Source organism: Streptomyces sp. NPDC048644, assembly GCF_043199105.1.
In the GTDB taxonomy this organism is placed as follows: domain Bacteria; phylum Actinomycetota; class Actinomycetes; order Streptomycetales; family Streptomycetaceae; genus Streptomyces.
This window is the reverse complement of the sequence record NZ_JBICVO010000002.1, coordinates 78,389-101,479: the sequence shown is the minus strand read 5'-3', so window position 1 is coordinate 101,479 and position 23,091 is coordinate 78,389. Positions and strand designations below refer to the sequence as shown.

Annotated in this window: 24 protein-coding genes and 1 pseudogene; 17 read left to right on the top strand and 8 right to left on the bottom strand. The window is 71.2% G+C overall.

Annotation, left to right across the window (positions count from 1 at the left end):
* Positions 1-140 precede the first annotated feature (140 nt).
* The 3 genes from ACGFNI_RS04495 to ACGFNI_RS04485 all read left to right on the top strand — a co-directional run bounded on the left by ACGFNI_RS04495 (position 141) and on the right by ACGFNI_RS04485 (position 2,478).
* The gene (locus ACGFNI_RS04495; protein ID WP_393680512.1) at positions 141-716 is read left to right on the top strand and encodes a DUF4232 domain-containing protein; all 576 of its coding nucleotides are present in this window, start codon (positions 141-143) and stop codon (positions 714-716) included.
* 105 nt (positions 717-821) lie between these two features.
* Positions 822-1,277, top strand: coding sequence for a carboxymuconolactone decarboxylase family protein (locus tag ACGFNI_RS04490; RefSeq protein WP_393680510.1), 456 nt, complete (start codon positions 822-824; stop codon positions 1,275-1,277).
* A 397-nt stretch (positions 1,278-1,674) separates the two neighbouring features.
* Entirely contained in the window at positions 1,675-2,478 is an 804-nt protein-coding gene (locus ACGFNI_RS04485; protein ID WP_393680508.1) for an SDR family NAD(P)-dependent oxidoreductase, read from the top strand.
* Positions 2,479-2,550: 72 nt separating this feature from the next.
* On the opposite strand, the gene ACGFNI_RS04480 is transcribed toward ACGFNI_RS04485, so the two are convergent.
* Positions 2,551-3,546 (bottom strand): ScbA/BarX family gamma-butyrolactone biosynthesis protein, encoded by a 996-nt coding sequence (locus ACGFNI_RS04480; RefSeq protein ID WP_393680507.1) that lies wholly within the window; start codon positions 3,544-3,546, stop codon positions 2,551-2,553.
* 180 nt (positions 3,547-3,726) lie between these two features.
* On the opposite strand from ACGFNI_RS04480, the gene ACGFNI_RS04475 reads away from it, so the two are divergent.
* Positions 3,727-4,389, top strand: a complete 663-nt coding sequence (locus tag ACGFNI_RS04475) for a ScbR family autoregulator-binding transcription factor (RefSeq protein WP_393680505.1) — start codon at positions 3,727-3,729, stop codon at positions 4,387-4,389.
* A 63-nt stretch (positions 4,390-4,452) separates the two neighbouring features.
* On the opposite strand, the gene ACGFNI_RS04470 is transcribed toward ACGFNI_RS04475, so the two are convergent.
* Positions 4,453-5,121: a ScbR family autoregulator-binding transcription factor gene (locus ACGFNI_RS04470; protein ID WP_393680503.1), complete on the bottom strand. Its 669-nt coding sequence runs from the start codon at positions 5,119-5,121 to the stop codon at positions 4,453-4,455.
* Positions 5,122-5,464: 343 nt separating this feature from the next.
* Positions 5,465-6,340 (bottom strand): helix-turn-helix transcriptional regulator, encoded by an 876-nt coding sequence (locus tag ACGFNI_RS04465; protein ID WP_393680502.1) that lies wholly within the window; start codon positions 6,338-6,340, stop codon positions 5,465-5,467.
* Positions 6,341-6,477: 137 nt separating this feature from the next.
* Between ACGFNI_RS04465 and ACGFNI_RS04460 the strand changes: the two genes are divergently transcribed.
* Positions 6,478-7,968 carry an MFS transporter gene (locus ACGFNI_RS04460; protein WP_393680500.1) on the top strand — a complete coding sequence of 497 codons (1,491 nt, stop codon included), beginning with the start codon at positions 6,478-6,480 and terminating at the stop codon, positions 7,966-7,968.
* A gap of 44 nt (positions 7,969-8,012) precedes the next feature.
* Here ACGFNI_RS04460 and ACGFNI_RS04455 read toward each other — a convergent pair.
* Positions 8,013-8,479, bottom strand: a pseudogene (locus ACGFNI_RS04455) (hypothetical protein).
* 104 nt (positions 8,480-8,583) lie between these two features.
* Between ACGFNI_RS04455 and ACGFNI_RS04450 the strand changes: the two are divergent.
* From ACGFNI_RS04450 to ACGFNI_RS04435, 4 genes are all read left to right on the top strand, one after another.
* A complete protein-coding gene (locus ACGFNI_RS04450; RefSeq protein WP_393680499.1) occupies positions 8,584-9,096 on the top strand; it encodes a DinB family protein in 513 nt (170 codons plus the stop codon).
* 275 nt (positions 9,097-9,371) lie between these two features.
* Positions 9,372-9,620, top strand: coding sequence for a hypothetical protein (locus ACGFNI_RS04445; RefSeq protein WP_393680497.1), 249 nt, complete (start codon positions 9,372-9,374; stop codon positions 9,618-9,620).
* 185 nt (positions 9,621-9,805) lie between these two features.
* Positions 9,806-10,924 (top strand): PP2C family protein-serine/threonine phosphatase, encoded by a 1,119-nt coding sequence (locus ACGFNI_RS04440; protein WP_393680496.1) that lies wholly within the window; start codon positions 9,806-9,808, stop codon positions 10,922-10,924.
* Between the two features lie 99 nt (positions 10,925-11,023).
* Positions 11,024-11,848, top strand: coding sequence for an aldo/keto reductase (locus tag ACGFNI_RS04435; protein ID WP_393680494.1), 825 nt, complete (start codon positions 11,024-11,026; stop codon positions 11,846-11,848).
* Between the two features lie 74 nt (positions 11,849-11,922).
* On the opposite strand, the gene ACGFNI_RS04430 is transcribed toward ACGFNI_RS04435, so the two are convergent.
* Together ACGFNI_RS04430 and ACGFNI_RS04425 are read right to left on the bottom strand one after the other, a co-directional pair.
* Positions 11,923-13,440 carry an FGGY-family carbohydrate kinase gene (locus tag ACGFNI_RS04430; protein WP_393680492.1) on the bottom strand — a complete coding sequence of 506 codons (1,518 nt, stop codon included), beginning with the start codon at positions 13,438-13,440 and terminating at the stop codon, positions 11,923-11,925.
* Between the two features lie 319 nt (positions 13,441-13,759).
* Positions 13,760-13,975 carry a hypothetical protein gene (locus ACGFNI_RS04425; protein WP_393680491.1) on the bottom strand — a complete coding sequence of 72 codons (216 nt, stop codon included), beginning with the start codon at positions 13,973-13,975 and terminating at the stop codon, positions 13,760-13,762.
* 289 nt (positions 13,976-14,264) lie between these two features.
* Between ACGFNI_RS04425 and ACGFNI_RS04420 the strand changes: the two genes are divergently transcribed.
* The 6 genes from ACGFNI_RS04420 to ACGFNI_RS04395 all read left to right on the top strand — a co-directional run bounded on the left by ACGFNI_RS04420 (position 14,265) and on the right by ACGFNI_RS04395 (position 19,071).
* Positions 14,265-14,456 (top strand): hypothetical protein, encoded by a 192-nt coding sequence (locus tag ACGFNI_RS04420; protein WP_393680490.1) that lies wholly within the window; start codon positions 14,265-14,267, stop codon positions 14,454-14,456.
* 8 nt (positions 14,457-14,464) lie between these two features.
* Complete coding sequence (locus tag ACGFNI_RS04415; protein WP_393680488.1) at positions 14,465-15,064, top strand: CHAT domain-containing protein; 600 nt, start codon at positions 14,465-14,467, stop codon at positions 15,062-15,064.
* 176 nt (positions 15,065-15,240) lie between these two features.
* On the top strand, positions 15,241-15,648 hold the full coding sequence (locus ACGFNI_RS04410) for a VOC family protein (protein ID WP_393680487.1): 408 nt from the start codon (positions 15,241-15,243) through the stop codon (positions 15,646-15,648).
* Positions 15,649-15,862: 214 nt separating this feature from the next.
* A complete protein-coding gene (gene tdh, locus ACGFNI_RS04405; RefSeq protein WP_393680485.1) occupies positions 15,863-16,891 on the top strand; it encodes an L-threonine 3-dehydrogenase in 1,029 nt (342 codons plus the stop codon).
* A gap of 52 nt (positions 16,892-16,943) precedes the next feature.
* Positions 16,944-18,137: a glycine C-acetyltransferase gene (locus ACGFNI_RS04400; RefSeq protein ID WP_393680483.1), complete on the top strand. Its 1,194-nt coding sequence runs from the start codon at positions 16,944-16,946 to the stop codon at positions 18,135-18,137.
* 4 nt (positions 18,138-18,141) lie between these two features.
* Complete coding sequence (locus ACGFNI_RS04395; protein ID WP_393680482.1) at positions 18,142-19,071, top strand: LysR family transcriptional regulator; 930 nt, start codon at positions 18,142-18,144, stop codon at positions 19,069-19,071.
* Positions 19,072-19,096: 25 nt separating this feature from the next.
* Here the strand turns inward: ACGFNI_RS04395 and ACGFNI_RS04390 are convergent, their stop codons facing one another.
* Positions 19,097-19,789, bottom strand: coding sequence for a DUF2848 domain-containing protein (locus ACGFNI_RS04390; protein WP_393680481.1), 693 nt, complete (start codon positions 19,787-19,789; stop codon positions 19,097-19,099).
* A gap of 183 nt (positions 19,790-19,972) precedes the next feature.
* Between ACGFNI_RS04390 and ACGFNI_RS04385 the strand changes: the two genes are divergently transcribed.
* Together ACGFNI_RS04385 and ACGFNI_RS04380 are read left to right on the top strand one after the other, a co-directional pair.
* Positions 19,973-21,286 carry an MFS transporter gene (locus ACGFNI_RS04385; protein ID WP_393681435.1) on the top strand — a complete coding sequence of 438 codons (1,314 nt, stop codon included), beginning with the start codon at positions 19,973-19,975 and terminating at the stop codon, positions 21,284-21,286.
* 81 nt (positions 21,287-21,367) lie between these two features.
* Positions 21,368-22,162 (top strand): carbon-nitrogen hydrolase family protein, encoded by a 795-nt coding sequence (locus ACGFNI_RS04380; protein WP_393680480.1) that lies wholly within the window; start codon positions 21,368-21,370, stop codon positions 22,160-22,162.
* 111 nt (positions 22,163-22,273) lie between these two features.
* On the opposite strand, the gene ACGFNI_RS04375 is transcribed toward ACGFNI_RS04380, so the two are convergent.
* Positions 22,274-22,900: a GntR family transcriptional regulator gene (locus ACGFNI_RS04375; RefSeq protein ID WP_393680478.1), complete on the bottom strand. Its 627-nt coding sequence runs from the start codon at positions 22,898-22,900 to the stop codon at positions 22,274-22,276.
* Between the last annotated feature and the right edge of the window lie 191 nt (positions 22,901-23,091).

Sequence of the window (23,091 nt, the reverse complement as noted above, 5' to 3'; positions counted from 1 at the left end):
GAGGCCGCCGCGTGGCAGCCGGATCGTTGATCGCCGTCGCGGCGCTCATGCTCACCGCGTGCCAGAACGGATCGGATACGGCCTCGCGCGCCCCCTCCGCGCCGGCCCCCTCGAGCGCCGGGAGCGAAGGCGGCGGCGAGGTGGCGCAGCCGTCCGCGAGCACGGCGGGCCCGTCCGGTGAAGCGCAACGTCCCTCCTCCGGTGGGCAGCAGCCCTCCACAGGCGTCCGGCAGCCGTCCGCCGGCCACGACGCCGCCACCGACCCGACCGCGAAGAAGCCGGAACGCCCCGCTCCGACGTCCGCGTCCAACCGCTGTACCGCGGACTCCATGTCGCTGCGCCTGGGCACCGCCGACGCAGGGGCGGGCAACATCCGCTTCCCCCTGGTCTTCACCAACCACGGCAAGAAGACCTGCACCCTCAGCGGCTACCCCGGTGTCTCCCTGATCTCCCGGGACGGTTCGACCGTCGGCAGGCCCGCCACCAGGGAGGGCGGCGCGGGCAAGGCCGTCACGCTGAAGCCGGGGCAGAGCGCCCACGCCCTCCTGCACACGCTCAACGAAGGGGTCAACGACACCGCTTGCTGGTCGGGCGCGCAGATCGTCTACGTCTACCCGCCCGGCTCGAAGGAGTCGATGACCACGCACAGCGGCAAGCTGCGGGTGTGCGGCGGACGCTTCACCGTCACCTCCGTCGAGGCCGGTTCGCTGGGCTGACCCCGCCGTGCCCGGCGTCCCACGGGGCGGCGTGCGCCCCCGTGTCACATTCTTCCCCGCGGGTTCCGTCAGAGCAGTGAAGACGGAACCCGAAGGAGAACGATCATGCAGGCACGTATGAAGAACCCGGTCGAGGTCATTCCCGAGGCGATGCAGCCGATCCTGGGTGTGCTGGAGGCCGCGAAGAAGGGCGGTGTGCCCGAGCGGACGCTGGAGTTGGTACACCTGCGGGCGAGCCAGATCAACGGTTGCGGCTACTGCGTCGACGGGGGCGCACGGCTCGCCAAGAAGGCGGGGGAGACCGACGAGCGCCTGTTCACCGTGGCGGCCTGGCGGGAGGCGCCCTACTTCACCGATGCCGAACGCGCCGCCCTGGCACTCGCCGAGGCCGCCACCCGGCTCGCCGACCGGCCCGACCCGGTGCCCGACGACGTCTGGGACGACGCCGCGGACCACTTTGACGAGAAGCAACTCGCCGCCCTGATCCTCTGGATCGGCGTGACCAACCTCTTCAACCGCATCAACGTGACCACCAAGCAGGTCGCGGGCGCGGCCTGGTAAGCCCACCGGACGCCGGACGGACGGCGCGGCCACCGCACGCAGCAGGCGGTGGCCGCGCCGTTTCGCGTGGTGCCGGTCCCTGTCACCCGGGTGCGCACGGCTGGTTTTGACTCCCCGCCACGTGCCGCCGGTGATGTCACGGCTCCCCGGAAAGAGACCATCCATGTTTTTTCCGCAGCACGCGACGAGATCCGCCGATAAATACAAACCGCATGGTACGGAATCGAAGTCGCGCGCTGCCCGATTTGTCGATCCTTAAGAGGGGGCGAGGGTGATTCCGAGTGCATGTGGATCGGGCGGAATCGCGGAATCGCGGGGGAATCAGGGCGGGCCGGCGCTTGCGACGCGGCCGTCGCCGGAGCGGCGATCAGGGCGGAAGGAGACCGCCCGAAAATTCATGTTCGCCCCCGTGGCAGAATGCCACCCCGTGACTATCAAACAAGGTCTACTCGTCGGTAAAATCGTTCTGATCACGGGGGCGAGCAGCGGCATCGGAGCCGCCGCCGCGCGGGTGTTCGCGGCGGAAGGTGCGTCGCTCGTGCTCGCCGCCCGTCGGGAGGAGCGGCTCGCTGACCTGGCCTCTGAGCTGCGCGGCAAGGGCGCTCAGGTGGTGTACACGAAGATGGACGTCGCGCTGCCCGACGATGTCGCGCGGGCCGTGGACCTGGCGGTCGAGACCTTCGGGCGGCTGGATTCGGCATTCAACAATGCGGGAATCGGCGGAGACCAAAATGCCATGCACCTCATGGATGACTCCGTATACGACTCGATTATGGATACCAATGTACGGGGCGTATGGAATTGCCTGCGTCATGAAATTCGAGTGATGCTGAATAACCCCGATGGTGGCTCCATCGTGAATAACAGCAGTGTGGGCGGATTGCAGTCCATTCCTGCTGCCGCACCGTATGTCGCGTCGAAACACGCGGTGGCAGGTCTGACGAAGGCGGCGGCTGCGGAATACGCACGGCACGGAATTCGCGTCAATAGCGTGGCGCCCGGGACCACGCGCAGTGAGAACATCAATGACTGGTTCGAGCGGAATCCTGAGCTGGAGGCCCAGTTGCATGCGGCCACCCCTCAGGGGCGTACGGCGAGGGCCGAGGAGATCGCGGAGGCGGCGGCCTGGCTGTGCAGCGACCGGGCGTCGTTCGTCACCGGTGTGGTGGTGCCGGTGGACGGCGGATTCACGACGGTATGAGCGGAGCCTGACGCTCCGGTACAGCGAGGGGCGGCGGGCCCGGCATCCGCCGTCCCGCCGCTTCCACTTCCCTCAACGGCGCCCGGCGCCGATGAGTTCCGTGGTGAAGACGAGGCTGTCGCCCTGGTGCCCCGTGACCGACACCCGGACGCCGCTCTCGGCTCCGGCTCCGTCGTCATCGACCTTCGCCTCGATCCAGCACGGTGCGTCGAACTCCACGTAGTGGTCGAAGGACGTCCTCGCCGACGTGGGGTGGAACGTACCGGGAGCGCCGCCGGCCTCGAGCAACTGGGCGGCCTGGTGGGCGGCTTCGATCATCACCAGTCCCGGGACGTGGTCGACCGGGTGGTCGTAGAGGATGGTGTTGGAGAAGTCGCACCGCAGCTGCCAGCGCCGCGGGTCAGCGGTCGGCGCGATCGCGACCTCGTCCTCGCGGTGGCGGCCGACCAGGCCGGGCGCCACCGGCTCGGCCAGCGGCGGCTGTTCGCTGACCGCGGCGGCGTGCGTGTCACGGAGTCTGCGGTAGACGCGGGGGTCGATCCACTCGAAGTCCGTGGCGCCGGTGCCGATCAGGACGCCGTCGAAGGAACGGATGTCCATGTGCAGGTGCAGCCCGGTGAGGCGCTTGCCGCGGCGGCCCATTTCCGCGCACGAGACGTGCAGGGTGACGTCGATCGGTGCGTCCTGCGGCGGCTGGTAGTCCGCCTCGACGGTGAAGTCGAAGGTCCGCAGGAGCACCGCGTGATCCATCGGTGCGCCGAACTCACCGTGCGCGAGCAGCAGTCCGGCCTGGCGGATGGTCCGGGCCACCACCTGGGGGTCGTGCCGTACGCCGTCGCCGGTGGCGGTGGCCGTGAAGCCGGGCCAGCGCGCGGTGAGGGTGAATTCCATGTCGGCCAGCCGCCGCCAACCGGTCAGCAGGACGGATTCATCGAAGCGCAGATGGAGGAATTCCTTGCGGACCTCGCGTACCTCGTTCATCTCGGAGGCCACCCCTTCCAGGGTTGCCGATCGCCGTGTGCCGTGCGGCAGTTCGGGCTTGTCCGAGTGTTCCGGTATGCGCAACATGTGGAATTCGACTCCCCTGGGGCGGTGGTCTTCGTGCCGAACCGACGATACCGGTCCGATGCTAAGATACGTACTGCCCGGTTTTATTTTCAATGCGTCGATGAAGTTAATTAGAATTTCCGTGCTTCAGTCCGCCGGGGCACGAGCTCGACAACGGCAACATATGAATGAGGTGTCCTGATGGCGCAGCAGGCACGGGCGATCCAGACTCGTCGCACGATTCTGGAAGCGGCCGGCGTGGTCTTCGATGAGCGTGGGTACGACGCGGCGACCATCGCCGAGATCCTGAACCGGGCCGGCGTGACCAAGGGCGCCCTGTACTTCCACTTCACCTCGAAAGAGGACCTCGCCCGGGGAGTGCTCGCCGAGGCGCTGACGATGGAGGGCGTGCTTCCGCAGGACTCCAAGCTCCAGGAATGGGTCGACGTCGGCATGGTGCTCGCGCACCGGCTGCCGCGCGAGCCCCTGCTGAGCGCGGCGATCAGACTCTCGGCCGACCAGCACGCCCGCGAGTTGTTCGGTACTTCGTGGCCGGGCTGGATCGGCTTCATCACCGCCCAGCTGGAAGAGGCGAAGCGGCAGGGCGAACTGCTGCCGCACATCGACCCCGAGGAGACCGCGTCGCTGTTCGTGGGCGCCTGGACCGGAGTCGAGATCGTGAACTCCGCACTGTCGCTCGGTCGTCTGGAGACGAAGATCGCGTCGCTCTACGACCACATGCTGCCCGGCATCGGCGTCCCCGGCGTGCTGAGCCGCCTGGACACCACACCGGGCCGCGGCGCCCGGATCTGGGAAGTTCACCAGCAGCACGGCCGCGAGGACAGCTCGCTCACCAACGCCTGAACGGCCCGGCCGCCGCCCGGTGGTCACCCCTGGCGGCCCGCCGTCGCGGCGCTGGGCGGCGGGCTATCGCAGGGTCGACCGGTCCGGCGCGCGGTCGGTCCTGTGCTGGGCGCGGGTCAGGGGGTGGGTGCCGGACGGCTCCGGCCGCTTCGACGCGTCGACGACGAGGAGCGGCAGGAGTGACTGCCAGAGGCCGGTGACCGAGGACGCCGAGAGCCAGCTCCGGTCCTCGCGGGCGAGCACCTCGAATCCGACCGTCGCGCCGACGATCGACCCGGCCGGCTCGGCGACCGGCGCGTCGGGATCCAGTGACCCCTGCGTCCGGGCGCGGGTGAGCAGGTCGGTCACGCAGGCGTGCCAGCGCAGGCGCAGATCGGCGCCGGAGCGGTGTGCGGCCTGGCAGTTGAGCCGGAATCCGGCGCGTACCACCACATCGTCGCTGAACTGCTGCGCCAGGACATGGGTGGTGTCGATGAGCGCCTGGAGAGAGTTCGGGCTCTGCCGCTGAACGGTGCGGGCGAAGGCGTACAGGGTCCGTGTCGCCTCGGCCTCGACCGCTGCGGCCACCGCCGCCTTGGTGTCGAAGTGGAAGTGCAGCGCACCCGTGCTCACGCCCGCCCCTGAGCTGATCGTGGAGAGTTTCGCCTGGGCGTAGCCGTGCTCGTCGAAGGACTGCGCGGCGGAGCGGATCAGCGCGTGGCGGGTGCGCTCGGAGCGTCCCTGACGGGTCACCGGTCCCTCCCGGTGCGCAGACAGGGCGCGTTGGCGGTGTGTGAGGGGAGGGCGGCGGTGGTTGGTTGTGGAGATGAGCGTGGACTCTTCATAAGAGATATAAAACCAACTCACTGGTTTTATATCCAGACCTGGGGAGGCGTCAGGTAGGGCGCCTGTGGGGGAAGGGTGAGGGATGGTGCTCAAGTGGCGTATAAATTCGGCCACTTGTGAGGGCGGGGTGGACTCGCCTGCGCCTCGCGCCCGCACGGTCTGCTCGATCGCCTGAATACTCCTAAACCGCCACTCCGGTTTTTTAACCGTCAACACTCCGTGCCGCGCCGCACCGCGGTTCCGGAGGGGTTCAGAGCAGGGGAGCCGCCTCGCACCGGGACCGCGGGGGAGCCGCGGAACCGGTGGCGCAGGCACTCAAGTCAGGGAGCTTTCCGGCTGTTTCACCGTCGGCCGGCAGGCACGAAACCATGGTGACCCCGGGTGCGTCGACGGCCGCCAGCTTCACGTAGTCGAACGTCAGCCGCCCCAGCCGGGGATGGTCGAAGACCCTGCGCGACGGATGGAAATCCGCCACGTCGTGCGTGTCCCACCAGTCGCGGAACTCCGCGCTCTGTGCGCACAGACCGGCGGTCAGGCGCGCGAACTCCGGGTCACCGACGTGCAGGTCCGCACTCGCGCGGTACTGCTCCAGCAGCGCACGGGCCTGACCGGGCCAGTCGACCAGGAGCGTACGGATCCTGGGCTGGGTGAACACCAGCCGCAGCAGGTTGCGTTCGGACAGACCGCCATCGGACGGATCGCCGATGAGACCGGCCTCGGAACGGTTCCACGCCAGCAGGTCCCAGTTGGGGGCGAGCAGATAGGCCGGGTGCGGATCGAGCGCGTCCACCAGGCGCTGCAACGCCCGCCCGCCGCTTCGCCCGGGGGCGGACGGCGGCAGGGTCTGGCCCGCCAGGGTGAACAGATGGCGGGTCTCGGCGGGCGACAGCCGCAGCGCCCCGGCCAGGCTGTGCAACACCTGGCCGCTCACGGTGATGTCCCTGGCCTGTTCCAGCCAGGTGTACCAGGTGACGCTGACCCCGGAGAGCAGGGCAACCTCTTCGCGGCGCAGGCCCGGGGTGCGTCGCCGCGGCCCGGCCGGGAGACCGGCGTCGCCCGGACCGACCCGCTCCCGCCGTGTGCGGAGGAACTCCGCCAGGACCCGGCGCCGTTCCCGATCAGCCATTGAACCTCTCCGCAACGAACCGTCCCGCGCGCACTCTACTGTCCCTGTGCCGCCCGCAAGGGCCCCAGGGTGGTACCACGGCCACCAGCATGATCTGCCCCTGTTGCGTCATCTGGCCCTGGACCAGGCTCAGGACCATGACTCACGCCCGGCCGTCGGCCGATTCCGTACACCCCGCCCCGATACACCCCGTCCCACCCGAACCCGCCACCGCGGCGCCCCCGGGGCACTCGCCGTGGCGCGCCCTGTCCGTCGTCCTGCTGGGCGTCTTCATGGCCGTGCTCGACACCTTCATCGTGCTCGTGGCCGCCCCGGCCATCCAGGACGACCTGCGCGCATCGGACGCCGACGTCCAACTCATCCTGGCGGGATACCAACTCACCTACGCCATCGCGCTGATCACCGGCGCCCGGCTCGGCGACCGGTTCGGCCGCAAGCGCTGCTTCCTCACCGGCATGGCCGTCTTCACCCTGGCGTCCGTGGCCTGCGCCGCCGCACCCGGGCCCGGCGCGCTGATCGCCGCCCGGCTCCTGCAAGGGCTCGGCGCCGCGGTGATGTTCCCGCAGGTCTTCGCGACGATCCAGGTGCTGCTGACACCGGAGCAACGGCCCCGCGCCTTCGGCGTGCTGGGCGCGGTCATCGGCACCGCCGGAGTCGCGGGCCAACTGCTCGGCGGCCTGCTCGTCTCCGCCGACCTCTTCGGCGCGTCCTGGCGCCCGATCTTCTGGGTCAACGTCCCCGTCGGCCTGGTCACGCTGCTTCTCGCCGCCGTGCTCGTCCCCGAGTCGCGGTCCCCCGACAGCCGTCGGCCGGACCTCGCGGGCATGGCCGTACTGACCCTCGCCCTCGTCCTCCTCGTGGTCCCCCTGGTCGAGGGCAGGGAGGCCGGCTGGCCTTCGTGGACCTGGTTCAGCCTGGCGGCCGGGGTGCTCGCCCTGTTCGGCTTCGCGCTCGTGGAACGCCGTGTCGAAGCGTCCGGCGGTGCCCCGCTGCTGCGGCCTGGACTGATCCGTGAACGCTCCTTCGCCATCGGCATGGTGCTGGTACTCCTCGCCTACTTCGGCATCAACTCCTTCTTCCTGGTGCTGTCCGTCACCGTGCAGGACGGCCTGGGCCTGGACACGCTGAGCGCCGGAGTCTTCTACCTCCCCTTCGCCGCCGCGTTCTTCGCCGGCAGCGTCATCGCCGGACGGATGGCCCGGTACGGCCGGCGCCTGCTCCAGGCCGGCGCGCTGATCCTCGCCATCGGCCACGCGGTCACCCTCACCGTGGTGCTCTGCGCCGGAGCCTCGCTCACGGCGTGGTCGCTCGCCGCTCCGCTGCTCGTATCAGGACTGGGCAACGGCGTCCTGGTCACCCCGCTGCTGAACGCCGTGCTGTCACGCATCCGTCCCACGGAGATCGGCATGGCATCGGGCGTGCTCTCCACCGGCCAGCAGGTCGGCGGCGCGGTCGGGGTGGCCGTACTCGGCGTCATCTTCTACGGCACGCTGAAGGGCGCCGCGCACGGTGACGTCACGGCGTACGGGCACGCACTCGCCGCCTCCCTCGGCTTCAACCTCGCCCTGGCCGCGGCCCTCTCGGCCCTCCTCCGCCTGCTGCCGCGCACGGCCGGTTCCCGGCACTGAGGCGTACTGCGCCGGGTGCCGCGGGATCTCCGCCGGCCGGCGGATCAGCGGGTCAACGGCGAGGCACGGGACACGAACGCTTCGATCGCCTGCCGCGCCAGGGCGTCCAGCGCGTCCCGCTCCGCCGGTCCTGCGCGGTCGACACGTCCCGCGTGCACCGATAGGCGTGCTCGGCCGCGAGGATCACCTCCCGGTCGTCGGTGAGCAGTTCCACCCGGTAGAGCACCTGCCGTGTCACCGTCCTGAGGCGGTGTGCTTCATCGCGTGCCGTGATGAAGGGTGCTCCGTCCGGGTCCTGCTGCCTGCGGTACCAGCGGTCCGCCTGGCCGTGGCGGTAGTCCTCCACCGCCGCGGCGAACGCGCTGAACGCGGAAACCCGCTCCTGCCGGAGTGCTTCGGACCGCGCGAACAGCTCACCGCGCCGGGACGCGAGGCGCTGGAAGATGTGCGTGATCACGGCGCCCATGAGGGTGCCCCCGACGGCTACGACGCTTGTCCATATCGCTTCCACGGCCGCAGCCGATCACACCGGACGCCGGTGCGTCGCCGGCTCCGCCCGGCCGCCCACGGAAAATGTGGTGCGGCCCAACACCCGTGCCGCGTAGCGTCGTTGACATGACTCCTTCCCGGATCCGTCCTCCGTTCGACGCCGACGAACGGACGCAACTCACCGGCTGGTTCGCCATGCAGCGGGCCATCATTCACTGGAAGTGCGAGGGACTGTCGGAGGCGGACGCGCACCGCGCCGTCCTCCCGTCCTCGCCGCACATGACGGTGGCGGGGATCGTCTCCCATCTGCGGTGGGCCGAAAACACCTGGTTCGAGGTCCTGTTGCTGGGCCGCCCCGACGACGGGCCGCAGTTCCAGGACGCGCCCGAGGACGCCGACATGCGCGTCGATGGCGAATCCCTCGACGGGCTGCTCGCCGCCTACGAGCGGCAGTGCGCGGTATCGGACGAGATCATCGCGGCCCACTCGCTCGACGTCGTGGGCCGGCATCCCGACTACCGGTCATCCGCCGCTTCCCTGCGCTGGATGCTGATCCACATGATCGAGGAGACCGCCAGGCACGCCGGTCACCTGGATGCCATACGCGAACTGCTGGACGGCGAAGTCGGCTATTACTGACGGTGGTTGCCGCTCCGCGGTGCGCCGGTACGCGGTGACCAGGAGGACCCGGCCGTTTCACCTGCGGCGGGCTCCGCGGTCTGCCCTTGCGGACAGGGTCCGTGCGTCCGGGAGGGCAGACTCACGAAAACCTCGCGAAGGCTCGAACTTTTGCCGCAGGGCCTGCATCTCTGCTCATGCAGGACGCGCAGAGTCAACGGCCTGGCCGGCCATGGCACTTCGAAGAGAGCTGCGCGTGAGAAGTGCTGAAGACGGCCCTACCGCATGGAGGACTTATGAAGTCGTGGCGTTCCCGTATCGGTGTCGGTCTCGCAGTCGGTGCTGCGGCGGTCGCCATTCCGCTCTCCGCCACCAGCGCCTTCGCCGCCCCGCCCCCCGGTGACGGCTGGGTTCCGGTCGGTGCCGAGCGGTACCCGTCGAAGGCGGCGTGTGAAGCGTCGGAGCTCCCGAATGCCCAGGCGAACGGGTACCACGAGGTGTGGTGCGACGACAGCAAAGAGATCATGCCCATCTTCAACCGCTGACCGGTCTCCGCTCGGCGGGGAATCGTCCCGCTGACGTAGTGCCGAGAAGGTCCGCTGCCCCGGTGTGCCGCACCGGGGCAGCGGACTTTCCGCTTCGCGGGGCCGCATGCCCTGCGGTGTGTCCGACGTCCACGCCGGATCATGACGCTACGGACATTTCGGGCATGGTGCTGCGAGCATGACGCATGCTCTTTCGACAGTTGATCAATCTGCGGGGACGACGGGGCCTCACGCCGGTGCTGGTACTGATCCCGGTCGCGCTCGTCTGTGCCGTCTTCGTGATCGACACCCTGTTCCCGCCCGAGGTGCATCTGGGGCCGCTGCTGGTCGCCGCCCCCACCTTCACGGCGGCGTTCGCGGGCCCGCAGCTCACCGCCGTGGTCGGCGTGCTCGCCCTCGCCGCCCAGTTCTTCATCGGCGTGGTCAGCGGTGACGCCACCTCGCAGAACCACCAGGTCCAGCTCGTCGCGCTGCTGCTGGTCAGCACGCTCGTCGTGCTCTTCGCCGGGGTGCGCGACCGGGTCGAGCGGCGGCTGATGAAAAGCCGTTCGGTGGCCGGGGTGGCACAGCAGGTCCTGCTGCGGCCACTGCCGCAGCGGAGCGGACCGCTGCAGATCGCGTCGTTCTACCTCGCTGCCGAAGAAGAGGCCGAGATGGGCGGTGACCTGTTCGCCGCGGTCCGTGCCGAGGGCGCCACCCGGTTGATCATCGGCGACGTACGCGGCAAGGGCCTGCCCGCGTACAGTCACGCCGCGCTGATCCTCGGCGCCTTCCGGGCCGCCGCGCACGAGCAGGCGACGCTGCCGGGGCTCGCCGCCCACCTCGACGGCGCGATGCGCTGGGAGGCCGGGCAATGGGACGGCGAGGAAGCCGGCGCCGAGGAGGCGTTCGCCACCGCGACGCTGCTCGACATCCCCGACGAGCGGCTCGAGCTGCACACCGTCACCTGCGGGCACCCGCCCGCCCTGCTGCTCAGCGGCGGTCGCGTCCGCACCCTGCACGCCGCGCACACCGCGCTCCCGATCGGCCTCGGCGGCCTCCCCGGCGCGACCGGCCACGCGGTCGACACCCATCCCTTCGAGCCCGGCGACCTGCTGCTCCTCTATACGGACGGCGTCACCGAGGCCCGGGACCACAGCGGCGCCTTCTATCCGCTCGCGGAACGCGCCGCGGCCTGGAGCGCGGACACCCCGCACGACGTGCTCCGGTGCCTGCGCGCCGACCTGCGGGCGTACGCGCGCGGCCGGCTGGGGGACGACGCCGCGGCGATCGCGATCCGGCGGCTGTCGTCCGACGGCGGGTAGCGGGGGCGATCCCCACACCGGCCCGTACCGGCCCCGACCGGCCCGTTTTCCCCCGGCCTGATCACCCCGGCCGGTCAACCAACCCGAAGGAACCCCCTCATGACCTCTGTGCCCGACGTCACCCTCAACAACGGAGTGACGATCCCGCAGCTCGGCTTCGGCGTCTTCCAGGTGGATGACGACAAGGCGACCGCCGCGGTGCTCACCGCCCTGGAAGCCGGATACCGCAGCATCGACACCGCCGCGATCTACGCCAACGAGCCAGGCGTCGGCCGCGCCCTGGCCACCTCAGGCGTCCCCCGCGACGAGCTGTTCCTCACCACCAAGCTGTGGAACGACGACCAGGGCTACGACTCCACCCTCAAGGCGTTCGACGCCAGCCTCGCCAGGCTCGGTCTCGACCACGTGGACATGTACCTCATCCACTGGCCCACCCCGGCCCGCGACCGCTACCTCGACACCTGGCGCGCGATCGAGAAGCTGTACGCCGACGGCCGGGTCCGCACCGTCGGCGTCTCCAACTTCCAGCCCGACCACCTGGAGCGGCTGCTGGAGAACACCGACATCACCCCGGCGGTGAACCAGATCGAGCTGCACCCCCACCTCCAGCAGGAGCGGCTGCGGGCCTTCCACCGCGAGCACCGCATCGCGACCGAGGCGTGGAGCCCGCTGGCGCAGGGCGCCCTGCTCCAGGACTCGGCGATCACCTCGCTCGCCGAGCGGCACGGCAAGTCGCCCGCCCAGGTGGTCCTGCGCTGGCACCTCCAGCTCGGGAACATCGTGATCCCCAAGTCCGTCACCCCCACCCGCATCCGGGAGAACATCGACGTCTTCGACTTCTCCCTCGCGGACGACGAGATGGCCGCCCTCGCGGGACTCGACCGCGGCGAGCGCACCGGGCCGGACCCCGACACCCTCAACTAGCCACGGCCATAAGCCGGTTCACGGCTTGCGGCCCCTTGCCCTCGGTGACACCGGAGGCAAGGGGCCGAGGCCGTTCAGGGGGCGTTGTGCCGGTCCTGGGCCGCGGCGAGGCGGTGCTGGAGGGGGCCGGTCGCCGTCCGCAGTTCCTGGTAGGCGGCGTAGCGGTCGTCGAAGAGTTCCCTGGTGGCGTCGGACGGAGCGAGGACCTGGGCCGGGCGGTTCCAGCGGGCGCCGGGCGGGACGGCGCCGATGGCGAGCGCGGCGAACTTGGCGTCGCCGTAGCTCGCCCCGCAGCGCTCGTGCGGATACTCCTGCGCGACACCGGTGACGTCGGAGACGATCTGCGGCCACAGGGGGTGGGTGGTGCCGCCGCCCACGGCGACGACGCGGCCGGGGGCGAAGCCGGCATCGGCGAAGGCGTCGAAGTGGTGCCGCACGGCCAGCGCGGTGGATTCGAGCAGCGCGCGGTAGACGTCGCCGCGGGTGTGGCGCAGGGTCAGGCCGGCGATGATGCCGCGGGCCTGGGGATCGGCGACGGGGGTGCGCTCGCCGGCGAAGTACGGCAGCGCGAGCAGCCCGTCGGCGCCCGGGGGAGAGGCGGCGGCCTCGGCGGTGAGCTGCGGGAACGCGGCGCCGCCCGTGAGGTCGCTGAACCACTGTGTGATGCTGCCCGAGCTGGCCATGCCGGCCGCCAGCGTGTGCTGGCCCGGGTGGTTGCCCGCGGTCGACCACAGGGCGGGCGAACGCACCGGCGTGGAGGTGACACCCACGAAGAACATGGTCGAGCCGTACATCAGCATCAGGTCACCGGGATCCAGGACGTCGACGCTCTCCGCCTCGGCCCAGGCGTCGATGGTGCCGACCGCGACGGGCGTGCCCGCGGCGAGTCCCGTCTCGGCCGCCGCGCCGGCTGTCACATGGCCGGCGATGTCGGCGGGCCAGGCCAGCTCGGGAAGTGCCAGGCCCGGGGCCACGGCCTGCGCCCACGGCTCGTACCAGGCTCGGGCCGCGAGGTCGTAGAGCGGCGCGTACTGGCTCGCCGTGTGGTGGTCGAGGACGTAGGCGCCGGTCAGCCGGTGTGTGAGGTAGGAGTGGGCGGTGAAGACCTTGGCGGTCGCCGCCCAGACCTGGGGCTCGTGGTGGCGCAGCCAGGCCAGCTTCGGGCCCGCCGACTGGGAGCTGAGCCGTGATCCGCAGCGCGCGAGCACCGCGTCCTGGCCGCCGAGTTCCCGCTCGATCCGCTCGGCGATGGGCACCGCCCGGGTGTCCACCCCGTAGAGGAGGGCGGGGCGCAGCGGGCGTCCTTCGGCGTCGGCCGGCAGCACGCAGGGGCCGATGCCGCTGACGCAGACCGCACGGATCCGCTCGGGGCGCGACGGCAGCAACTCCCGGATCAGCGCGTGGACATCGGCCCACCAGACCCCCTCGACGTCGTGCTCGGCCCAGCCGGGGCGGGGCAGCGACGTGGAGTGCTCGCGCCGGGCCTGCCGCACGATGCCGCCGTCCGGTGTGCACAGCACCGCTTTGGTGCTGGCCGTACCGATGTCGATGCCCAGCACGTAGGAGGGCGCTTCGGCGGTGGACGGCGTCACGGCGGGTCTCCTGGCGTTGCGGGGCTGACCGGTGGCGCGGTGGTGGCGTGGCGGTCGGACGGCATGCCCATTGTGGCGGTGGCGCGCGGCGTGGTCGGGGGTGGGGCCTCGCGGTGCGCCGCCGTGCCGAGGAGGGCGGCGCGCTCCGGTCAGGGGGCCGCCCGTTGTGTACGCCCTTGTGGGGCCGCCCGGTGCGCCCTCATGGGATCCGGGGCGCCCGGCGGATCGCCGGGCCTTCCGCTTCCTGGAGCCTCCCGCGTGTGCCGACGCGGTGGCTCCCGGTGCCTTCGTCCCCGTGTCCGGCCGGGGTGCCGGACCGTCAGGGGAGCAGACGCAGGTAGGGCGGTGCGGGGGGCGGGGGTGAGGTGTTCTCCTCGGGTTCCTGTTGCTGTTCCTGTTCGGATTTCTGTTCGGGCTCCGGCTCTTCGCCGTCGGGTATGGGGTGGCCTTGGAGTGCGGCCAGGGCGCGTTCCAAGGGTTCTTTCGTGATCTGCATCCGGATTCTGGCCAGCCGTTCCAATTCGCTTTGCGACACGGTGTCAGCGTAAGGGTGCCGCGTCACGCTGTCCCTGATCAGGCGCAATTCGACGGGCGGTAGGGGAGGTTGGGCATTCTCCGGACACGCCGGGGCAACCGCCTGTAAGGGCGTGTGCGCGGTGCGTGGATTTCCGGGGGCGGCGAGCCGATGGCGGGCGGTATGCGGAACTCCCCTCACCGCAAAGGGTGTTCGGTTGTGGAGAACCATCGGGGGGCGGGGGGATTCTGCTTGACTGTTTGCGGGGCGGTGCGTCGGTGCCGTGCCGGACGGCGCCGAACCGCCCCGCATGCGGTGGATCCCCGGCGGGCCGCTGAGCCTGCTGCCGGTCCACGCGGCCGGGCATCACGGCTTCGGGGCCGCCGGGCGGGAGCGGCGCACCGTGCTGGACCGGGTGGTGTCCTCCTGCACGCCGACGGTGCGCGCACTCGGCCACGCCAGGGAACGGGCCGCCGCGCGGTCCGCCACGACCGGGCGCTGATCGTTGCTATGCCGACGACACCGGGCGCCGATCCGCTGCCCTTCGCCGCGCGCGAGGCCGAAGCCGTCCGCCGCCACTACCCGCACCACCGGCTGCTCACCGCCGCCCCCGACACCGCGTCCCGGTTTCCCACCAAGGACCGGGTACTCGCCGAGCTGCCGTACTGCGCCATCGCCCACTTCGCCTGCCACGCCCACGGCGACCCGGCGGACCCGTCCCAGGACCGCCTGCTGCTCCAGGACCACGGCACGGCCCCGCTCACCGTCGCCGAACTGACCCGGCACTGCCTGGACCGCGCGCAGCTCACCTACCTCACCGCCTGCCGGACGGCCCTGCGCCCCACGGCACGGCTGCTGGACGAGTCCACCCACCTCGCCTCCGCGTTCCAGCTCGCCGGATATCCGCACGTCATCGGCACGCTGTGGGAGGTGGTCGACGAGCACTCCGCCGCCGTCGCCGACCGCTTCCACCACGCCATCGCCGCCGAGCCGGGACGGATCCGCACGGAGCGGTCCGCCCGCGCCCTCCACGACGCGGTGCGCGCCGCACGCGACCAGCTGCCCCGCACCCCCACCCGCTGGGCGGGCCACGTCCACTTCGGCACCTGAACGCAGCGTCCGCGCCCCCGGAACGCGTCCCCTCCGGAACACGTCCCCTCCGGGCCGTCCCGCGAATAGGACGCCAACCGACCTATACGGAGGGCACCTTCAGAGGCTACGGATGCCGGGCGCACTCCGCGCACCGCATCCTCCGTTCCCCTCTCCGCACGAAGGACACCTCAGCGATGACGACCACCGGCACACCCGCGAGCGCACCCACCGGCACCCTGCTGGGCACCGGCTTCTGGGCCCCCGACGGCAAGGCCCTCGCGGACTTCTACGCCGCCGCCCTGGGCTGGGAGATCCAGCAGGAACTCCCCGACGAGCAGGGCAACACCGCCGCCCACCTGATCAGCGACGGCACCCAGTCCCTGGTCTTCTACACCGCCCGCGACTTCAAGGCCCCCGACTGGCCCCGGGACGAACTCCCCTTCCACGTCGACCTCGCCTTCGACGACGCGCAGGCCGCCGAAGAGCGCCTGCTCGCCCTCGGCGCCACCAAGCCCGCCCACCAGCCGGGCCGGGGCCGGTGGACCGTCCTGCTCGACCCCGCGGGCCAGCCGTTCTGCGTCAGCGCGGGCCAGGCGGGCTGAACCGCGGCCCCCACCGGTACGGACCGGCGGATGAAGCTGATCTGTTGCGGGGCTTAAGAAATGATCGATGGACGGGGAAGGCGCCCGCGCGGCAGATTGATCTCCGCCCGGCGTGATCGTCCGCAGCCGCTCCCGGCTCGGCGCCTCGCGGGCTTTCCCCGCCCGGCCCTTGCTCCCGCAGCGCCCGGGTTCGCTTCCGTAGGGAGTCTTATCCGTGAAAGCGCTGGTGAAGGACAAGGCGGAGCCCGGCCTGTGGCTGCGGGACGTACCGGAGCCCACCGTCGGCCCCGGTGATGTGCTGATCAAGGTCCTGCGGACGGGTATCTGCGGCACCGATCTGCACATCAGGTCCTGGGACGGCTGGGCCCAACAGGCCGTCGCCGCGCCGCTGGTGGTCGGGCACGAGTTCGTCGGCGAGGTCGTCGGGACCGGCCGGGACGTCGTCGACATCACGCCGGGCGACCGGGTCAGCGGCGAGGGCCACCTGGTGTGCGGCAAGTGCCGCAACTGCCTGGCGGGGCGGCGCCACCTGTGCCGCGCCACGGTGGGCCTCGGCGTCGGCAGGGACGGCGCGTTCGCCGAGTACCTCGCGGTGCCCGCGTCCAACGTGTGGGTCCACCGTGCCCCCGTGGACCTCGATGTCGCCGCGATCTTCGACCCGTTCGGCAACGCCGTGCACACCGCGCTGTCCTTCCCGCTCGTCGGCGAGGACGTGCTGATCACCGGCGCCGGACCGATCGGCCTGATGGCCGCCGCGGTGGCCCGGCACGCCGGCGCCCGCAACGTCGTCATCACGGACGTCAGCGAGGAACGCCTCGACCTGGCACGCAAGATCGGGTGCAGCCTCGCGCTCAACGTCGCGGACGCGACGATCGCCGAAGGCCAGCGCGCACTCGGGCTGCGCGAGGGCTTCGACGTCGGCCTGGAGATGTCAGGACGCCCCGAGGCGATGCGCGACATGCTCGCCAACATGACGCACGGCGGCCGGATCGCGATGCTCGGACTGCCCGCCGGGGAGTTCCCGGTCGACTGGTCCCGGATCGTCACCTCCATGATCACGATCAAGGGCATCTACGGCCGCGAGATGTTCGAGACCTGGTACGCGATGTCGGTGCTGCTCGAAGGCGGCCTCGACCTCGCGCCCGTGATCACCGGACGCTACGGCTACCGCGACTTCGACGCGGCGTTCGACGACGCCGCGAGCGGCCGTGGCGGCAAGGTCATCCTCGACTGGGCCGCCTGACCCGCCCGTACCGCCTTTCCCGCCCGCCCTCCTGACACCAAAGGACCCGGACATGTTCGACTCCGTACGCGACGGCCTGTGCGCCGACCTCGACGAGATCCGCACCGCAGGACTGCACAAGCCCGAACGCGTCATCGACACCCCGCAGTCCGCGACCGTCAACGTCACCGCGGGCGGCCGGCCGGGCGAGGTCCTCAACTTCTGCGCCAACAACTACCTCGGCCTCGCCGACCACCCCGACGTCATCGCGGCGGCCCACGAGGCCCTGGACCGCTGGGGCTACGGCATGGCATCCGTACGCTTCATCTGCGGCACGCAGGAGGTGCACAAGGAACTGGAACGCCGCCTGGCGGCCTTCCTCGGCCAGGAGGACACCATCCTCTACTCCTCCTGCTTCGACGCCAACGGCGGCGTCTTCGAAACGCTGCTCGGCGCGGACGACGCGGTCATCTCCGACGCCCTCAACCACGCGTCGATCATCGACGGCATCCGCCTGTCCAAGGCCCGCCGCTTCCGCTACGCCAACCGCGATCTGACGGACCTGGAAAAGCAGTTGAAGGAAGCCGCCACGGCCCGCCGCCGTATCGTCGTCACCGACGGCGTCTTCTCCATGGACGGCCACGTCGCGCCCCTGCGGGAGATCTGTGACCTGGCCGACCGCTACGACGCCATGGTCATGGTGGACGACTCGCACGCCACCGGCTGCGTCGGCCCCGGTGGCCGCGGCACCCCCGAACTGCACGGCGTCACGGACCGCGTCGACATCCTCACCGGAACCCTCGGCAAGGCACTCGGCGGCGCATCGGGCGGATACGTCGCCGCCCGCGCCGAGATCGTCGCCCTGCTGCGTCAGCGCTCCCGCCCCTACCTCTTCTCCAACAGCCTCGCCCCGGTGATCGCCGCCGCCTCGCTCAAGGTCCTCGACCTCCTGGAGACCGCGGACGACCTGCGCGACCGGCTCGCCGCGAACACCGCGCTCTTCCGCTCCCGGATGACGGCCGAGGGCTTCGACATCCTGCCGGGCGACCACGCCATCGCCCCCGTCATGATCGGCGACGCGGCCGAGGCCGGACGGATGGCGGAACTGCTCCTGGAACGCGGCGTGTACGCGATCGGCTTCTCCTACCCCGTGGTGCCGCACGGCCAGGCCCGCATCCGCGTCCAGCTGTCCGCAGCCCACTCCCCGCAGGACGTCGAGCGCGCGGTGGCCGCCTTCGTCGACGCCAGGGCGGCCCTGGCAGAATGACGACGTGATCGACGCTCGGCGGCTGCGCACCCTCCAGGCGGTGGCGGACCACCGCACCGTGACGGCCGCCGCAGCCGCCCTCTACCTCACCCCGTCCGCCGTCTCCCAGCAGATCGCCGCGCTGGAGCAGGAGACCGGCCACAAGGTCCTGGCCCGCGACAACCGCGGCGCGCGGCTGACAGCGGTCGGCGAGATCCTGCTCCGGCACGCCGGGGCCGTCATCGCCGAACTGGAGCGCGCCGAGGCCGAGGTGGCGGCGTACACGTCGGGCGCGGCGGGCGAGGTCACCGTCGCGGCCTTCGCCACCGGAATCTCCGTGGTGCTGGCCCCGGCGATCACCGCACTCGGCGAGACGTCCCCCGGCATCCGGGTCCGGGTCCGTGACGTCGAGGGGGACGAGAGCCTGCCCATGGTGCTCGACGGCCGCGCCGACATCGCCGTGGCCGTCGAGTACCGCGGTGCGCCGAGCGCGGGCGACCGGCGGCTGGTGCGCGTGCCGCTCTACGCCGAGCCGTTCGACGCCGTCCTGCCCCGCAGGCACCGGCTGGCCGGCGTCGGCGCCGTCCCGGTGGCCGCGCTCGCCGACGACCTGTGGATCGGCCCGTACCCCGGCAATCCGTGCCACGACGTGATGGTCCTCGCCTGCGAATACGCCGGATTCCGGCCCCGGTTGGCGCACTCGTCCGACGATTTCCGGGCCGTCGTCACGCTCGCCGCCGCGGGCGCGGGAGTGGCCCTCGTGCCCCGTTCCGCGCTGCGCGACATGGACCTGTCGCAGGTGGCGGTGCGGCCGGTCGACGGTGTGGTGGCGACCCGCCGGGTCTTCGCGGCCGTCCGGTGCGGCGCCGAGGAACACCCGCTGTTCCGGCCCGTCCTGGAGGCGCTCGGCGCCGCCGCCGAGAGGGTTCCGCCGGGCGACCCGGTGACCGCATAGCGGCCCACGGGTCACCCGGGTCGGCTCAGCCGATCGGCTCGGGCATCGGCACCACGTCGTAGGCCAGCTCGATGACCCGCCCGGTGGCCGGGTCGCCCAGCTCCACGCGCCAGCGGCCCGCGAACTGGTCGACGCCTTCGCGCATAGGGATCGTCCCGGAGATGAGCACCGTGCCGGGCTCCAGCTCGCCGCGCTCGCGCAGCGCGTCGGCCCAGTGGCGCGGCGGGAGCAGTTCGCCGGCGGTGCCGTCCTGGATGAGGACCTCGCCGCTCTCGCCGGCCGGGGTCACCCAGGCGCGCAGGGTCAGGCTGTCGAGGCGGTCGGCGACGTCGGACAGCCGCCAGGCGTCGCGGGCCAGGACGTCGGGGCCCGCGTTCTTGCTCCAGGCGACGCCGTGCGCCTCCAGAGCGCGGTCGGTGTGGTCGCAGGCCGCCGTCAGCAGCAGGTCACCGGTGGAGTCCACGACGAGGGCCCATTCGGCCTCGCCCGAGGTGCGGGCGTGCTGGACGGGAACCGTGCCGGTCTGCTGGGCGAGGTAGGGCGCCACGGGGTACAGGGCGGGGATGGTGGACGGCGCGGGTACGCCGATCCCGGCCAGCTCCGCCACGTGCGCGGCGACGTCCGCCTGGCTGCGGCCCGCGTATCCGGCGTTCAGCAGCCGGGCCACGGTCACCTCGCGCTGTGTTCCGTCGGGAAGTTCGAAGATCAGGACGGCCATGGTTCCTCCAGGTCACATCGGTTGCGCAGGAGTGATTCCCCTCGAAAGGTTGCGCATACGACCTGTATACAGCAAGTATGCCGAGGAGCAGCAACGGAGAACGAGGTGGCCCTGACCATGCACAACGAACAACGCGGGGGAGCGAAGCCCCTCGGAGCGACGGCCGCCCCCGGCCGCGGCGCGATGGTGCGCGCCTTCATCGCCAGCCTGACCGGCACCTCGCTGGAGTGGTACGACTTCGCGGTCTACTCGGCGGCATCGGCGCTCGTCTTCGGGAAGCTCTTCTTCCCGTCACAGGACCCGCTGACCGGCACCCTGCTGGCGTTCTCCACCTACGCCGTCGGGTACCTCTCGCGCCCCCTCGGCGGATTCCTCTTCGGCCGGCTCGGAGACGTCATCGGCCGCAAGAAGGTGCTGGTGGCGACGCTGGTGCTGATCGGGACCGCCACCTTGCTGATCGGGCTGCTGCCCACCCAGGCCGTCATCGGCCCGGCCGCCCCGATCCTGCTGGTCGTGCTCCGCTTCGCACAGGGCGTCGGCGTCGGCGGCGAATGGGGCGGTGCCGTCCTGCTCACCAGCGAGTACGGCGACGCGCGGCGGCGCGGCTTCTGGGCATCGGCCGCCCAGATCGGCCCGCCGGCCGGAAACCTGATGGCCAACGGCGTGCTGGCCGCACTCGGCGCGCTGCTCACCGAACCGCAGTTCCTCGCCTGGGGCTGGCGGATCGCGTTCCTGCTGTCCGGCGTGCTCGTGGCCTTCGGGCTGTGGATCCGGGTGCGGCTGGAGGAGACGCCGGTCTTCCAGGCCATGGAGGCGAGCGGCGACCGGCCGCAGGCACCGATCCGCGAGGTGTTCACCACCCAGCCGCGTGCCCTGGCAGCCGCCGTCCTGTGCCGGGTCGCACCGGACGTCCTCTACGCGATGTTCACCGTCTTCGTACTCACCTACGCCACCGAGCAGCTCGGCATGGAACGCGGCAAGGCGCTGGCCGCCGTCCTCATCGGATCGGCGCTGCAAATCGTGCTGATCCCGCTGGCCGGCGCGCTGTCGGACCGCTGGAACCGGCGCCGGATGTACCTCTGGGGCGCCGTCGCCGCCGCCGCGTGGCCCTTCGTGTTCTTCCCGATGGCCGCCGGCGGCTCGTGGCCCCTGCTCGCCGTGGGCGTCCTGGTGGCGCTGGTGATCCACTCGTTCCTCTACGGACCCCAGGCCGCCTTCGTCGCCGAGCAGTTCGGCCCCCGGCTGCGGTACACCGGCTCTTCCCTGGCGTACACACTGGCCGGGGTGATCGGCGGCGCCGTGGCACCGTTGCTGTTCACCGCGCTGCTGGGCGCGTTCGGGACGTGGCTGCCGCTGGCCCTGTACCTGGCGGCCACCGCTGTGGTCACCATCGTGGGGGTGCTGCTGGGCAGGGAGGCGGACCACGACGAGGATGAGGAGTACACCAGGAACGCCGCCGTACGGGCGGCGGACGCGGCACCGGTGGGCCGTACCTGACCCGGCGGCGCACCCGCCGGCCACACCACCAACGCCCCAGGGCTGAACAGCAGCACGACACGAGAGGAAGCGGAACCGGATATGCGTATCGCACTCTGCCAGATGACTTCGTCGACGGAACCGAAGGAGAATCTCGCGACGGTCCAGGACCACGTGCGCCGCGCGGCACACGAAGGCGCGCGCCTCGTGGTCCTGCCGGAGGCGGCCATGGCGTGCTTCGGGATTCCGCTCGCCCCGCTGGCCGAACCGCTGGACGGCCCCTGGGCCGACGGCGTCCGCGAGGTCGCCCGCGAGACCGGTGTCACGGTCGTCGCCGGCATGTTCACCCCCGCCCCCGACGGCCGGGTCGCCAACACCCTGCTGGCGACCGGCCCCGGTGTGGAGGACTCCTACGACAAGATCCACCTGTACGACGCGTTCGGCTTCCGCGAGTCCGACACCGTCGCCGCGGGCGACCGGGTGGTGACCATCGACGTCGACGGGGTCAAGGTCGGCCTGGCCACCTGCTACGACCTGCGGTTCCCCGAACTGTTCCGGGCGCACGCGGACGCGGGGGCCACCGTCAGCGTGCTGCCCGCCTCGTGGGGCGCGGGCCCCGGCAAGCGCGAGCAGTGGGAACTCCTGGTGCGGGCACGGGCGTTGGACGCCACCGTCTGGCTGGCGGCCGTCGGCCAGGCCGCTCCCGGCCCTGACGCGGACCCGGAGCAGCCCACGAAGGCGCCCACCGGCATCGGCAACAGCATCCTCGCCGCCCCCGACGGCACGGTACGCGTACGCCTCGACATGGCCCCCCGCCTGCACGTCGCCGACATCGACACGGAGGAGACGACACGCGTCCGCCGGGCCGTCGCGGTGCTGGACAACCGCCGCCTGTAGAGCCTGTGCACAGGGGCGCCCCGCCGGGTCGTACGGACTCCGGCAGGGCGCCCCTGCGCGCAGGGCGGTCGGCGGTGCGGCTGCGTCCTGGCTGTCCGCCTTTGCTGCGTCCTAGGAGGACAGCAGGATGCGCTGGGTGGCCTCGATGTGGCTCTCGATCGCCGTGCAGGCGCCCGCGGCGTCGCCGGCCGTCAACCGCTCCAGGATCCGGCGGTGTTCGGCGAGCACCTCGCCGCGCCGGTCGCCGGACTGGTACAGCGCGATGACACCCGCCCGGATCTGGCGGCTGCGCAGAGCGTCGTACTGACGGCTCATCAGCGTGTTGCCGACGGCGGCCACGAGAGTGGCGTGGAAACGGTGATCGGCGGCGATGAACTCCTTCGCGCTCTCCTCGCCCCGCAACGTCTCCTGGAACGCCAGCACTTGGGCCATCTCGGCGAGCGGCGCGCAGCCGCGCGCGGTGGTGTGCCCGGCCGCGAACTTCTCGATGAGGCCGCGCATTTCCATGAGTTCACTGATCTCACGTGCCGTCAGCGGCGCGATGTGCGCCCCGCGCTTGGGAACGAGACGCACGAGGTCCTCGGCGGCGAGCAGCAGCAGCGCCTCCCGGATCGGGGTGCGCGAGACGCCGATCCGGTCCGCGATGTCCTGCTCGGAAAGAAACCGGTCCTGCATCTCCGGATCGGTCAGCACGACATCCTTGAGATACGCGTATGCCTTCTCTCGCCCCGACTGCACCGTTCCCCATTTCCTGATCCCGTGTGCATACACTTTGTATACAAATTTAGCACGCGCGGAGCGGGCGAGGATGCCGCCGGAGCGTCGGTTGCACCGAGGGATGCGGGGCCCAACACTGATCGTTAAAGCGAACACTCTCTCCAAGAAGAGTGTTCGGTAAACCGAACGACAGTGACATGAAGGAGAGCGAT

Bases quoted from the DNA above. Each gene is read 5' to 3' on its own strand.
- ACGFNI_RS04490 (WP_393680510.1), top strand. From the start codon at position 822: ATGCAGGCACGTATGAAGAACCCGGTCGAGGTCATTCCCGAGGCGATG.
- ACGFNI_RS04485 (WP_393680508.1), top strand. From the start codon at position 1,675: ATGTTCGCCCCCGTGGCAGAATGCCACCCCGTGACTATCAAACAAGGT.
- ACGFNI_RS04480 (WP_393680507.1), bottom strand. From the start codon at position 3,546: ATGTTGCGCATACCGGAACACTCGGACAAGCCCGAACTGCCGCACGGC.
- ACGFNI_RS04475 (WP_393680505.1), top strand. From the start codon at position 3,727: ATGGCGCAGCAGGCACGGGCGATCCAGACTCGTCGCACGATTCTGGAA.
- ACGFNI_RS04465 (WP_393680502.1), bottom strand. From the start codon at position 6,340: ATGGCTGATCGGGAACGGCGCCGGGTCCTGGCGGAGTTCCTCCGCACA.
- ACGFNI_RS04460 (WP_393680500.1), top strand. From the start codon at position 6,478: ATGACTCACGCCCGGCCGTCGGCCGATTCCGTACACCCCGCCCCGATA.
- ACGFNI_RS04450 (WP_393680499.1), top strand. From the start codon at position 8,584: ATGACTCCTTCCCGGATCCGTCCTCCGTTCGACGCCGACGAACGGACG.
- ACGFNI_RS04445 (WP_393680497.1), top strand. From the start codon at position 9,372: ATGAAGTCGTGGCGTTCCCGTATCGGTGTCGGTCTCGCAGTCGGTGCT.
- ACGFNI_RS04440 (WP_393680496.1), top strand. From the start codon at position 9,806: ATGCTCTTTCGACAGTTGATCAATCTGCGGGGACGACGGGGCCTCACG.
- ACGFNI_RS04435 (WP_393680494.1), top strand. From the start codon at position 11,024: ATGACCTCTGTGCCCGACGTCACCCTCAACAACGGAGTGACGATCCCG.
- ACGFNI_RS04420 (WP_393680490.1), top strand. From the start codon at position 14,265: ATGCGGTGGATCCCCGGCGGGCCGCTGAGCCTGCTGCCGGTCCACGCG.
- ACGFNI_RS04415 (WP_393680488.1), top strand. From the start codon at position 14,465: ATGCCGACGACACCGGGCGCCGATCCGCTGCCCTTCGCCGCGCGCGAG.
- ACGFNI_RS04410 (WP_393680487.1), top strand. From the start codon at position 15,241: ATGACGACCACCGGCACACCCGCGAGCGCACCCACCGGCACCCTGCTG.
- ACGFNI_RS04400 (WP_393680483.1), top strand. From the start codon at position 16,944: ATGTTCGACTCCGTACGCGACGGCCTGTGCGCCGACCTCGACGAGATC.
- ACGFNI_RS04390 (WP_393680481.1), bottom strand. From the start codon at position 19,789: ATGGCCGTCCTGATCTTCGAACTTCCCGACGGAACACAGCGCGAGGTG.
- ACGFNI_RS04385 (WP_393681435.1), top strand. From the start codon at position 19,973: ATGGTGCGCGCCTTCATCGCCAGCCTGACCGGCACCTCGCTGGAGTGG.
- ACGFNI_RS04380 (WP_393680480.1), top strand. From the start codon at position 21,368: ATGCGTATCGCACTCTGCCAGATGACTTCGTCGACGGAACCGAAGGAG.